Consider the following 11,983-nt stretch of genomic DNA (forward strand, 5'->3'; position numbering starts at 1 on the left):
GATGTAAGGAGGGGCCCCCTGTTAACGCCTGGCGTAGTACAGGGGCCCCCTTTTAACACTTTGACGGGCAACGGCGCGCTTGACGACTACGACGGGGACCACGCGAACGGGCGGCCGGCCCTAGAGTGACGGCAACTTGTCGATCTAGGAGGCGCGGTGTCCGAACCGCCACCCGCCGCGAGTTCTCCGACCACCGGGGAACCCGGCGAGGCCCCTGTCACAGCCGGTGCCAGCACGGCGGATCCGGCCGCGATGCCACCCCACTTGTTGGTCATGCCGGCCGCCGAAGGAGTGCCGTCCATCGTCTGGCCCGGTCCGGCCGACCAGCCCGCCTGGGCCATCCCGGTGACCGTCCCACCCGGCACCCGGGGTTACGCGATCTTCCTCCCACTGGTTGCCGCCGAGGGGGAGCCCACTGCCACCGCCGGTCCGGATACCCGGACGGCGAGCGCTGCGGTGGCGGGGCAGCCGGCCGCCATCACGGTGCCCGTTCCGCCAACCAGCGTCTCTGGCCCGACCCGGGTGACGCCGCCGGCGCAGCGCACTTCCGAGGCAACCGCCGCAGCGGCCCCTGAAGGGGCCACGCCGGCGCGGCCGGAGGACGCGGCCACCAGCGACGATCCGACCACGTCCACCACCGGCCCGACGGCCATGCCGCCACCCGCCGGTGGACCGGTAGCCGCAGCGTCCGGGTCGGACCCGGCACCCACCAAGGCCGGTGCAACAGCGGATGCAGAGCCAGCAGCCGCCGATGCGGCGGACGCCGCGCCCGCAGACACCGGGACGGCGACGGGCACCGGCCCGGTCGACCCCGGACCGACAGGCACAGGACCGACAGGCACAGGACCGACGGGCACAGGACCAGCGGGCACAGGACCAGCGGGTACAGGACCAGCGGGCACAGGACCGGCGGGGACGCGGCCGGTTGGCGTCGGGCCGGCGGACCCGGCGAGGGTGGGCGCGCCGGCGTGGCCGGTGGCGCCGCCCGGCGTGCCGGGCTACCGGGCGCCCGGTAGCCCGGCCCTGTTCCAGCGGGTGCCGCCGCAGCCGTCGTTCTTCGACCGGGCGTGGCCCGGACCGAAATCGGCCGGCGAGCGGGCCACCCCGCTGGCCGTCCTGGCCGGGGCGCTGGGCGTGGCCGCCTTCGTACCGATGGGCCGCACCGGCATCGGCTGGTTCCTCGGCTGGCTGGTGCTGACCGCCGGCGTCACCGTCGCGGTACGGGCCCACACCGCGGCGCTGCCGCGCACCGAGCGGTGGGTCCGGGCCGGCTGGGCGGCGGCGGCCCTGGCGCTGCTCGCGGTCCTGGGCTTCCGCAACGCCTGGTGGCTGGTGACGTTCTGCGTGCTGGGGGCGCTGGGCTGCGCGGCGCTGGCGATCGTCGGCGGACGGCGGGTCCGCTCGATCCTGTTCAGCGTGGTGGCCGCACCGCTCGCGGCGATTCGCGGCCTGCCGTGGGTGCGTACCCACATCCGGCCGCCCGGTGCGCCCGGTGCCGCACGCCGCGTCGTCGGCTCGGTCGTCGCCACCGTGGTCGTGCTGGTGGTCTTCGGGCCGCTGCTCTCCTCCGCCGACGCCGCCTTCGGCCAGGTGCTCGGCGCGCTCGTCCCGGAGATCAGTGTCAGCGGCGTGTTCCGGTGGCTGTTCCTCGCGGCCATCGGCGGCCTGATCGCCGTGGCCGCCGTCTACACGATCGCCGCACCGCCGGACCTGTCCACGGTCGACCGGCCGACCACCCGCAGCGTCGGCCTGGTCGAGTGGGCTCCGCCGATCGCTGCCCTGGTGGCCCTCTTCGGCGGCTTCGTCGCCGTGCAGTTCACCGTGCTCTTCGGCGGGCAGCGCCACGTCCTGGCGACCACCGGCCTCAGCTACGCCGAGTACGCCCGCAGCGGCTTCTGGCAACTGGTCGTGGTGACCGTGCTGGCGCTGGCGGTGCTCGGCGGTGTGACCCGGTGGGCCCGCCGGGACCGGCCACTCGACCGGGTGCTGCTGCGGGCCCTGCTCGGCCTGCTCAGCGCGCTGACCGTGATCATCGTGGTGTCGGCGTTGTCCCGGATGTACACGTACCAGCAGGTCTACAGCTTCACCGGCGAGCGGATCTTCGTGATGGCCTTCGAGCTGCTGCTCGGCGCCGTCTTCCTGATGATCCTGGTCGCCGGCGTACGCTGGCGCGGCGGTTGGATCCCGCGGCTGGCCACGGCGCTCGCGGTGGTGATGCTGCTGGGCCTGGCGGCGCTCAACCCGGAGGACTACGCGGCCAAGCGCAACGTCGCCCGGTACGAGGAGACGGGCCGGATCGACGCCTGGTACCTGCGCGCTCTCTCCGCGGACGCCACCCCGGCCCTGGCCGACCTGCCGGATCCGATACGCCGCTGCACGCTCAGCTGGATCGCCGACGACCTGGCCGAGCCGGACCCGTGGTACGCCTGGAACCTGGGGCGGGAGCGGGCGCGGGCGGTGCTCGACCGGTTGGGGCCGAAGGCGATCGGCAACCAGCGCGACTGCCGCCGCGTCGACGAACTCGACCTGCCCAGGACCCGATCACCGCGCTGACCGCACGATGACCCTGTCCCGCCGATCACCGTACTGACCCGCACGGTGACGCCAGGCGGCCCTGGCGCGACAGCGCGCAGGCGCAGCAGCGGGCCGACGCCGGGCGGGAGCTCGCGACGCTCGTCGGCGAGGCCGCGCAGCGGCATCGGAAGCGGTTCCGCACGCCCGCCGAGGCTCCGCAACGCCCGTTGACCGACCAGGAACGGCAGCTGGTCGAGGCCGACCTGGCCGACGACGACCTGTAGCCGTTGCACGGGCGGAGGCCGCCCGGCCGCCGTGCGGCACCGCGCCACGCGCGCCCGGCCCGCAGGGCGTCTCAGCGCGCTGTGCGGGCCGCTGCCAGCGGCGTGTGCGCGGCCTGCAAGCGGGTCCGGGCACGGTGAGTGCCATGAGTTACGCATTCGAGGCGGAGGGCCTGGTCAAGCGGTTCGGCGAGACGACCGCGCTGGCCGGGATCGACCTCGCCGCACGACGGGGGACCGTGTTGGGCGTGCTGGGACCGAACGGCGCCGGCAAGACCACCGCGGTCCGCATTCTGGCCACGCTGCTGCGGGCCGACGAGGGACGCGCTTCGGTCGGCGGGTACGACGTGGTCCGCGACGCCGCGAAGGTACGTCGCCTGATCGGGTTGACCGGGCAGTACGCCTCGGTCGACGAGGACCTGACCGGCACGCAGAATCTGGTGCTGATCGGTCAGCTGCTCGATCTGACCCGCCGCGACGCCAAGGCCCGCGCGGCCGAGCTGCTGGCCTGGTTCGACCTGGGCGAGGCGGCCGGGCGGCCGGCCAAGACCTACTCGGGTGGCATGCGCCGACGCCTGGACCTGGCGGCCAGCCTGGTCGGCCGGCCCGATGTGATCTACCTGGACGAGCCGACGACCGGTCTCGACCCGGCCAAGCGCGAGGACATGTGGGGCGTCGTCCGCTCGCTGGTCGACGACGGCTCGACCGTGCTGCTCACCACGCAGTACCTGGAGGAGGCCGACGCGCTGGCCGACGAGATCTCGGTCATCGATCACGGCCGGGTGATCGCGCACGGCACTCCGGACGAGCTGAAGCGGATCGCCGGCAGCCAGACGATCGTCGTCCGGCCCACCGACCCCGGCCAGCTCGGCGAGGTCGCCGACATCCTGCGTACCTGCACGGGAGGCGACCCGGAGCTGCCCCAGCCGGGCGTGTTGACCGTGCCGGTGGAGAGCGACGCGACGTTCGTCACGGTCGTCCGCCGGCTCGACGACGCCGGCATCGGGGTGGTCGAGCTGGCGCTGCGGCTGCCCAGCCTGGACGAGGTGTTCTTCACGCTGACCGGCAACGGCGCCAAGGATCTTGAGGAGCTGACGGCATGACCACGATGACCCGGGCGGCCGAGCCGCCCCAGCAGCAGACCCGTACCGTCCGGGCCGACCACGGCCAGCGGCGTCCCTTCGGGCTGGCCCGGCACAGTCTCGCGCTCGCCCTCCGGAGCCTGATCAAGACCGCCCGGACACCCGAACAGCTGCTGGACGTGACCCTCCAGCCGGTCATGTTCGTGGTGATATTCGTCTATCTGCTCGGCGGGGCGATCTCCGGCTCGCAGCACGCGTACCTCCAGTTCCTGCTGCCGGCGATCATGGTGCAGACGGTGCTGTTCGCCTCGATCGCCACCGGGGTGAGCCTCAACACCGACGTCGAGAAGGGTGTTTTCGACCGGTTCCGCAGCCTGCCCATCGCCCGGTCCGCGCCGCTGATCGGCTCGGTGGTGGGCGATCTGGTCCGCTTCGTGGTCTCGATCGTGGTGCTCTTCTCCTTCGGGTACGCCATCGGCTTCCGGATCGGCACCGACCCGCTGTCGACCATCGCGGCCTGCCTGCTGACCATCGCGTTCGCGTTCGCCATCAGCTGGATCGGCGTGCTGCTCGGCGTCCTGATGCGCAGCCCGGGCGCCGTGCAGGGCACCGCGTTCCTGATGCTCTTCCCGCTGACGTTCGGCACCAACATGATGGTGCCGACGGAGACGCTGCCCGGCTGGCTACAGTGGTGGGTCAAGATCAACCCGGTGGCCGACGTGATGGAAGCCGCCCGCGGCCTGGTCATCGGCGGCCCGGTCGCCGGCCCGGTCACGAAGTCGCTGATCTGGACCGTGGCGATCATCGCGGTCTTCGCGCCGCTCGCGGTACGCGCGTACCGCCGCCGCGCCTGACCCGCCCGGAAACTCACCGAGTCGGGTCGGTGCCCACGAAGGCGAGGGCATCGGCCCGACTCAGGCCGTTCCCCCGGGCGTACGAGGAGTCGTACGCCTCGTCGCCCAGCTCCGCGCGCAACTCTTCGGCGAGCCGCTGGGCGTCGACGTTGGACCGGTCGGGCCAGCCGCGCAGCGAGTCGGAGGTGCCGAGCAGCTCCGCGGCCAGCGCGAACCGGCCCTCGGCCGCGGCGAGCGCGACCCAGCCGACCGTGACGATCGCGACGACCGGCATGTCGCGTGAGGCGATGCCGCAGGAGGCGGCCTCGCCGACACACCGGCGCGCGCCCGCGATGTCGGCGCGGGCGAGCGCGAGGTGCGCCATTGCCGTCAGCACCAGCCCGCGGAACTGCGGTACGGCCAACGGCATCGCCGCCAGCCGGCGCATCGCCTCGGTCAGGCATTCCTGTGCCTCGTCGAGCGAGCCCTCGACCCGGGCGATGTCGCCGAGCATCACCAGCCCGAACGCGGTGTTGCGGCCGTCCCGTCCGGCCGCCTGGTCGGCGATGAACCGTCGCAGGTCCCTCTTGGCCCCGGCCACGTCGCCGGAGCGGGCACGCAGGGCCGCCAACCAGACCATCTGGAACCCGGGCTCCGTCGCGGGGTCGAGTTCGCGCGAGAGCCGCGCCGACTCCTCAAGCGCCGATGTCGCCGCCGCCCAGTCACCGCGCTTGGTGAGCGCGTCGGCGTACTGGCTCAGGGCCATCGACAGGCTCCACCGCTCGCCGACCGCGCGCAGTTGCGCGGTGGCCTGCGTCAGGTCGCGCAGCATGCCGTCGGCGTCGCCGTCGTTCTCCTTGATCCGCCCCCGCAGCGCGAGCAGCGTCCCGCTGGTCCACGGGTCGGCGTCAGGCCGCGCCCGGTCGACCGCGGCGATGCCGGCGGCCGTGTCGTCGACGAGCATCGACAGCAGCGGTTCGAGCAGGGCCAGGTAGGGGTTGCCCGACCCCTGCGCCGCGCGGAACGCCTCCGCCAGCTCCGCGACCTGGGCCGCGTCCGGTTCCCGCGCGCCGCCGAACGAATCCATGATCAGGCGGAGGGCGAGCACGACGGCGCGTTCGCCGGACGGAGCCGGCCCCGGCAGCGCGAGCGCGCGGGCGAGCACGTCGCCACCGATGGCGTCGTCGCCCCAGATCACCAGCGGCAGCGTGAGCGCCGCGCCGATGCGCAGCGCGGTGTCGGCGTCGCCGGCCTCGCAGGCGAACTGCAACGCACCCACGATGTTGTCGCGCTCCGCCTCCAACCGCCGCAGCCACGGCAGCTGACCAGCGGTGCGCAGGTGCGGGTCGGCGGTCTGCATCAGGTGCCGGAAGTACACGGCGTGGGCGGCGCGGGCCTGGGCGAGGCCACCGGTCTCGGCGAGCCGCTCCAGGCCGTACTCGCGGATGGTCTCCAGCATCCTGAACCGGCCGTCACCGACCACCTGCAACAGCGACTTGTCGACCAACACGTCGAGCACCGGCGCGGCGTCCCCGCCACCGACCGCGACCGCCGACTCCGCGGTGATCGAGGACGGAAAGACCGCGAGCCGCTCGGCAAGGCGCCGCTCGGCGTCGGTGAGCAGCGCCCAGCTCCAGTCCACCACCGCGCGCAGCGTCCGGTGGCGCGGCAGGGCCGTCCGGCTGCCGCCGGTGAGCAGCCGGAACCGGTCGTCGAGAGCGGCGGCGACCTGCCCCGGCGAGAGCGTCCGGAGCCGGGCCGCGGCCAGCTCGATGGCGAGCGGCAGGCCGTCGAGCCGGCGGCAGATCTCCCCCACCTCCGCGACGTTGTCGTCGGTCACCGCGAAGCCGGGACGTACCGCCGCACCCCGGTCGCGCAGCAGCTGCACCGAGGGGTAGGCCAGGGCGTCGATCGACGTCACGTCCACCGGCGGGAGCCGCAACGGCGGCACCGGGTCGAGCACCTCGCCGACGATGCCGAGCGGCTCCTGGGAGGTGGCCAGGATGCGCAGCCCCGGGCAGCGGCCGAGCAGGTCGTCGGCGAGTCGGGCCGCGGCGCCGACGACGTGCTCGCAGTTGTCGAGCACGATCAGGGTCTCCTCGGAGGCGAGCGCCTCGACCAGGCGACCGAGCGTGTCGCGCGGGGTGGGGCGGGCCGATTCGAGCGCGAGGTCGCGGCGGCCGACCGTGTCGAGCACGGCACGCGGCACGTCGGCCGGTTCGGTGATCGGCGCCAGCTCGACGAGCCAGGCACCGCCGGCGAGGCTGTCGGCCAGGACGCCGGCGGCCACGATCGCCAGCCGGGTCTTGCCGGTGCCGCCCGCACCGATGAGAGTGACCAGCCGGTTCTCGGCGAGATGCTTGGTGAGCTGGCGCAGATCCTCGTCGCGACCGACGAAGGTGCTCAACCCGGCGCGCAGGTTGCCGCGTTGCGCGGCGACCTTGGCCGGCGGCGATGCGACTTCGCCCCGCAGCAGGGCGAGGTGAGCGGCGCGCAGCTCGGGCGAGGGGTCGGCCCCGAGTTCGTCGGAGAGCCGCTGACGCAGCCGCTCGAAGATGGTGAGCGCCTCGGCCGGCCGACCGGCGGCGGCCAGCGCGCGCATGTGCAGTGCGGCGAGCCGCTCCCGCAGCGGATGGGCGGCGGCCAGCTCGTCCAGTTCGGCGACGGGCGACGCGGCCTGACCGAACTGCAGTTCCGCCTCGATGCGGTCCTCCTGCGCGGTGAGCCGAAGCTCCTCCAGACGACCGGCGGCGGCGATCGCGTACGGCGCCTCCGCGACGTCGACCAGCGCCGCACCGCGCCACAGCTCAAGCGCGTCACGCAGGGTGGCCAGCGCGCGGGCGGCGTCGCCGGTGCGGAGCGCCTCCCCGCCGTCCCGGGTGAGACGCTCGAACCGGTTGGCGTCGACATCGCCGGGGCCCAGATCGAGCCGGTAGCCGGCCGGGCCGGAGAGTACGCCGAGCCCGGGTACGGCCCGGCGCAGTCGCGACACCAGCGACTGCACGGCGTTCGCGGTGTCGGCGGGCGGGGTGTCGCCCCAGAGCGCCTCGGCGAGCGCGGGCACGCCCACCGAGCGGCCCGGGTCAAGCGCGAGCCGGATCAGCAACGCGCGCAGGCGCGCGCCGGCGACCTCGACAACCTGATCGCCGTCGCGGACCTCCAACGGCCCGAGGATGCCCACCCACACGGTCCCACTCTCTCACCCGTCGCCCCGGCCGAGCTGCGACGGCGTCGAGCCCGGCCCGGCCCCGTCGCCCCATCAGGCTCCGGGATCGGGCGGCGGCTGGTCGGGCGTCTCGTCCAGCAGGGGCGTCGAGTGCAGCGCCCGACCGGGGCCCACCGCTGCTGCCCGCCACCCCGGCGGCCACGGCACGGGCCCTGGCGGGCGCGGCCGGGCCGACCGGGGTGCCGGCCTGACGGTGGTTCAGAGGTTGTAGCCGCCGGAGACCTCGATGTCCTGGGCGGTGATCCAGCGGCATTCCTCGGAGAGCAGCGCCGCGATGACCATGCCGATGTCGTCGGGCTCGCCGAGCCGGCCGAGGGCGGTCTTCGCCGCCAGGTCCGGGATCACCTCGGGAAAGCGCTCGAAGGCGTCGTCGGCGATGCGGGTACGGGTGGAACCGGGCGAGACGGAGTTGACCCGGATCCCCCGGCTGCTGAGCTCCTTGGCCAGGTAGCGGGTCAGCACCACCAGACCGCCCTTCATGGTGCCGTAGGCGGAGTAGCCGGGTTCCAGACCGGAGCGCAGCGCCGCGTTGCTCGTGGTGTTGACGATCGCGCCGCCGTCGGCCAGCAGCGGCAGCAGCGTCTGGGTCAGGAAGTACGGGCCCTTGAGCAGGACCCGCATCAGGGTGTCGAACATCTCCTCGGTGGTCTCCTCGAACATCGCCAGGTGACCGAAGCCGGCGTTGTTGACGAGCAGGTCGAAGGTGTCCCGCTGCCACGTGTCGCGCAGCGCTGCGGCGACGGCCTCGCGGAACGGGGGAAAGGCGGCGCTGTCACCGACGTCCAGCGGCAGCGCGACGACCGCGCCGTCCTCCTTGTCGATCATTTCGACCGTCTCCAGCGCACCGGCCTGGTTGCCGTTGTAGGTCAGGATCACTCCGGTCCCGCGTCGAGCGAGTTGGATGGCGGCGCTCTGTCCGATTCCGGAGCTGGCACCGGTGACGATGGCGATCTGCATGGTTGACCCACCTGTTCGTTCGTCGAACGGTTCGCTGCTGCATGGGCGGTACCTGCGGGCGTGGGGACACCGGCGCGGGACCGGCGCTCGGCCCCGCGCCCCAACTGGATGGCGCGCTAACTGGACGGCGGCCCATCGGTGGCGGGCGGCAGGGACGTACGGGGTTGGCGGCAGTAGTAGACGAATGCCGGTGGCACGTTCGCCCACACGGTCCGGCTCGGCACGACCTCTTCGAACCGCGAGCGGAGCAGACGCCGGAGCCGGCGGGCCGGCGGCGCCCACCGCGTGTGGGTGTACGCAAAGGTGGTGAACGCGCCGTGCGGGGCGAGGCCGTCGGTCACCGCGTCGAGCAGGTCGTCCTGGCGGCCGGGCGTGAACGCGGCCCAGGGCAGCCCGCTCACGATCGCGTCGGCGCGCTCGTGGCCGTGTTGCCGCAGGATGTCCCGAAGGTCACGGGCGTCGGCGACGGTGACGTCGACGCCGGGGTAGCCCGCTGCCAGGCGTTCGGCGAACCGGGCGTTGATCTCGATGGCCAGGTGCCGCCCACGGCCGGCGAGGCGCCGCTGGATCGCCGCCGTGAACGCGCCGGTGCCGGGGCCGAGTTCCACGACCAGCGGCTCGCCGGTGCGGGGCACGGTCGCGGTGACCGCCTCGGAGAGCGGCCGGCCGCTGGGTGCGACGGCGGCGACGGTGAACGGGTCGCGGAGAAACTCGCGCAGAAACGCGGCCCGTTCGTCGCTGCGCGGTGCTGTCGACGGCGGAGCGGCCGGGTTCGGTTGGGCGACGGCGAGGGCGGTCATGGCGCGGTGCTCGTTCCGACGGCGCGGCGCTCGCTGGCGTCGAGCGAGGCCAAGACGCGGGTGAGCCACTTGTGGCGGGTGCGGCGGGCCGCCGCGGAGACGCGGGTACGGGGGAAGAGGGCGTCGAAGCCGTGGCAGCCGCCGGCCCAGACGTGCAGTTCGGCCTGGCCGCCAGCGGCCCAGATGCGGGTGGCGTAGGCGACGTCCTCGTCACGGAAGACCTCCGCCGTGCCCGCGTCGATGTAGGTGGTAGGCAGGCCGGAGAGATCCTCGGCCGTGCCGGGCGAGACGTAGCAGGGCACCTCGGCGTCCGGAAGGTCGCCGAGCACCGAGCGCCAGCCGAACTCGTTCATCTCCCGGGTCCACACTCCCGGATCCCCGGAGTACTGCCGGCTCGACGTGGTGAAGTTACGGTGGTCGAGCATCGGGCTGATGAGCAACTGGGCGGCGATCGCCGGGGCGCCGCGGTCGCGGGCCATCAGCGTGGTGCCGGCGGCGAGGCCACCACCGGCGCTGATCCCGGCGACGATCAGGCGGGCGTGGTCGATGCCCAACTCGGCGGCGTGCTCCGCGGTCCAGAGCAGGCCGTGGTAGCAGTCCTCGACCAGGGTCGTGCCGGTGGCCTCCGGTGCCAGCCGGTAATCCACCGTGACCACGACCGCGCCGAGGCGGTCGAGCCATTCGAGTGGGATGTCGAGCTGGGAGAAGCGGTCTCCCATGATCATGCCGCCACCGTGGAGCCAGTAGACGCACGGCGCGGTGGCGGAGGAGTCCACCCCCTGCGGGCTGAAGATCGACAATGGGAGCTGGGCGCCGTCCGGGCGGGTGACCGTGACCTCGCGCCGCTCGACGGCACGACCCGCCAGGAGCGCGTCGACCGGCGTCGAGGGGATCTGCCGGAACTGCGCGAGCAGTTCCGGGCTGAGCTGGGATGACAGGGGCATATCGGCGAGCAGCGCACGCAGCTCGGGATCGATGTCGGGTCGAGTCAGGGTCATGGTCGGCTCCCCGGGGTGTCAGTGGGTTCGGTGGATGTTCAGAACGTGGGCTTGCCGCCGACGGGCACCGCGTCGGTGTACTGCGACTCGCCGGCCAGCAGCGGCTGGAGCTTCGCCACGAACGCCTGCGCCCCCTCAGCGGCGAAGAACCCGGCGTGCGCCTCCTGGCTGGTCCAGCCCTCGGCGACGGAGACCACGTCCGGGTTGGCCGCGGAGCGGCTGACCAGGAAGACGACGCAGTCCTCGTGCGGCAGGGACGGCGCGTCGAGCAGCAGGGCGACCAGCTCGTCACCGCGGCCCGGCTGGGCGGTCATGACGGCGTGGAATCCGTGGTTGACAGTCATGGCGTACGTCTCCTCGGTCCTTGTCCGGTCGCCTGTTCCCGGCGGCCGGCGCGGTTGCGGTGCGTTCCACTCTCCGGCGCGGCCCGGCCCCGCTCATCAGTCATCTGTCTGCGACTTCGCGGGCCGCCGCGACCGGCGACCTAGCGGGCCCGCGCTCCGGCCCCGGCCGCGGGCCGGGGCGGGCCGGTCCGGTCGCGGGGCCGGCGGGCGCGGGGGTGGGGGTGGGGGTGGGGGTGGGGGTGGGGGTGGGGGTGGGGGTGGGGGTGGGGGTGGGGGTGGGGGTGGGGGTGGGGGTGGGGGTGGGGGTGGGGGTGGGGGCCGTTAGGTCGTTTGACAGATGTACGGCGGTGGCCGGCGGTCGACCATCGAAGGCATGACGAGGCCTGCTGGGCGGGGAGACGCCGGACCGCCACCTGCAGTACGCATCCGCGAGGTTCGTGATCGGGCACTGTTCGACCTGGACGACGGACCGGTGACGCCGTCGAACCGCGCCGAACTGGCTGCGGTGGCGAAGCTGCTCAACGTCTTGCTGGCCAGCCTGGTCGTGTCGTCGCTGCAACACGAGCAGCACGCGCTGCTCGTCCGCGCGCCGTCGGATCGGGCGGTCGCGGAGTTCCTGCGCACCTGCGCCGACCGTGACCGCGCGGGTGCGCGGCTGCTCGCGGCGCGCATCGGGCAGCTCGGGTTCTCCGCCGACCACGATCCGCAGCACCTGGCCAACCGCTCGCGGGTGGCATTCCGGACGTTCCCCGACGGCGACCTCGCCGGCATCGTGAACCAGGACCTGGTCGGGGCGCGAATTTTCGTGCAGACGTTGCAGGAGGCGGTGCGCTGGGTCGGCGACGACGATCCCACCACCCGGCGGCTGCTGGAACGGCTGCTCCAAGAGAAGGAGGCGCAGGCCGCCGACCTGAGCGCGCCGCCCTGCACCGCGGCCCGGCCGTAGGT

The 11,983-nt window shown here is 73.6% G+C and carries 9 protein-coding genes; 4 read left to right on the forward strand and 5 right to left on the reverse strand.

All coding sequences use genetic code 11. From position 1 onward, the window contains the following. Positions 1-954: 954 nt before the first annotated feature. From ACQPYA_RS24270 to ACQPYA_RS24280, 3 genes are all read left to right on the forward strand, one after another. Positions 955-2,553 carry a DUF4153 domain-containing protein gene (locus ACQPYA_RS24270; protein WP_433529393.1) on the forward strand — a complete coding sequence of 533 codons (1,599 nt, stop codon included), beginning with the start codon at positions 955-957 and terminating at the stop codon, positions 2,551-2,553. Positions 2,554-2,941: 388 nt separating this feature from the next. Continuing rightward, entirely contained in the window at positions 2,942-3,898 is a 957-nt protein-coding gene (locus ACQPYA_RS24275; protein WP_433529394.1) for an ATP-binding cassette domain-containing protein, read from the forward strand. Further along, positions 3,895-4,731 carry an ABC transporter permease gene (locus ACQPYA_RS24280; RefSeq protein WP_433529395.1) on the forward strand — a complete coding sequence of 279 codons (837 nt, stop codon included), beginning with the start codon at positions 3,895-3,897 and terminating at the stop codon, positions 4,729-4,731. The genes ACQPYA_RS24275 and ACQPYA_RS24280 overlap by 4 nt, the downstream gene beginning before the upstream one ends. Positions 4,732-4,744: 13 nt before the next feature. Here ACQPYA_RS24280 and ACQPYA_RS24285 read toward each other — a convergent pair whose 3' ends face one another. The 5 genes from ACQPYA_RS24285 to ACQPYA_RS24305 form a co-directional block, all read right to left on the reverse strand. Then, positions 4,745-7,897: a BTAD domain-containing putative transcriptional regulator gene (locus ACQPYA_RS24285; RefSeq protein WP_433529396.1), complete on the reverse strand. Its 3,153-nt coding sequence runs from the start codon at positions 7,895-7,897 to the stop codon at positions 4,745-4,747. 237 nt (positions 7,898-8,134) lie between these two features. Then, positions 8,135-8,893: an SDR family NAD(P)-dependent oxidoreductase gene (locus tag ACQPYA_RS24290; protein ID WP_433529397.1), complete on the reverse strand. Its 759-nt coding sequence runs from the start codon at positions 8,891-8,893 to the stop codon at positions 8,135-8,137. 116 nt (positions 8,894-9,009) lie between these two features. Next, positions 9,010-9,693 carry a class I SAM-dependent methyltransferase gene (locus ACQPYA_RS24295; RefSeq protein ID WP_433529398.1) on the reverse strand — a complete coding sequence of 228 codons (684 nt, stop codon included), beginning with the start codon at positions 9,691-9,693 and terminating at the stop codon, positions 9,010-9,012. After that, a complete protein-coding gene (locus ACQPYA_RS24300) occupies positions 9,690-10,691 on the reverse strand; it encodes an alpha/beta hydrolase (protein ID WP_433529399.1) in 1,002 nt (333 codons plus the stop codon). The genes ACQPYA_RS24295 and ACQPYA_RS24300 overlap by 4 nt, the downstream gene beginning before the upstream one ends. A gap of 38 nt (positions 10,692-10,729) precedes the next feature. Further along, on the reverse strand, positions 10,730-11,035 hold the full coding sequence (locus ACQPYA_RS24305; protein WP_433529400.1) for a putative quinol monooxygenase: 306 nt from the start codon (positions 11,033-11,035) through the stop codon (positions 10,730-10,732). A gap of 373 nt (positions 11,036-11,408) precedes the next feature. Here ACQPYA_RS24305 and ACQPYA_RS24310 point away from each other — a divergent pair, with 373 nt between their 5' ends. Next, positions 11,409-11,981 carry a ferritin-like domain-containing protein gene (locus ACQPYA_RS24310; protein ID WP_433529401.1) on the forward strand — a complete coding sequence of 191 codons (573 nt, stop codon included), beginning with the start codon at positions 11,409-11,411 and terminating at the stop codon, positions 11,979-11,981. Positions 11,982-11,983: the final 2 nt, after the last annotated feature.

The sequence above is a fragment of the Micromonospora sp. CA-263727 genome (genome assembly GCF_050942455.1).
GTDB lineage: Bacteria > Actinomycetota > Actinomycetes > Mycobacteriales > Micromonosporaceae > Micromonospora.

What these genes read in the sequence shown, in the direction of transcription:
- ACQPYA_RS24275 (WP_433529394.1), top strand. Translation starts at nt 2,942, where the DNA reads ATGAGTTACGCATTCGAGGCGGAGGGCCTGGTCAAGCGGTTCGGCGAG.
- ACQPYA_RS24280 (WP_433529395.1), top strand. Translation starts at nt 3,895, where the DNA reads ATGACCACGATGACCCGGGCGGCCGAGCCGCCCCAGCAGCAGACCCGT.
- ACQPYA_RS24290 (WP_433529397.1), bottom strand. Translation starts at nt 8,893, where the DNA reads ATGCAGATCGCCATCGTCACCGGTGCCAGCTCCGGAATCGGACAGAGC.
- ACQPYA_RS24295 (WP_433529398.1), bottom strand. Translation starts at nt 9,693, where the DNA reads ATGACCGCCCTCGCCGTCGCCCAACCGAACCCGGCCGCTCCGCCGTCG.
- ACQPYA_RS24300 (WP_433529399.1), bottom strand. Translation starts at nt 10,691, where the DNA reads ATGACCCTGACTCGACCCGACATCGATCCCGAGCTGCGTGCGCTGCTC.
- ACQPYA_RS24305 (WP_433529400.1), bottom strand. Translation starts at nt 11,035, where the DNA reads ATGACTGTCAACCACGGATTCCACGCCGTCATGACCGCCCAGCCGGGC.
- ACQPYA_RS24310 (WP_433529401.1), top strand. Translation starts at nt 11,409, where the DNA reads ATGACGAGGCCTGCTGGGCGGGGAGACGCCGGACCGCCACCTGCAGTA.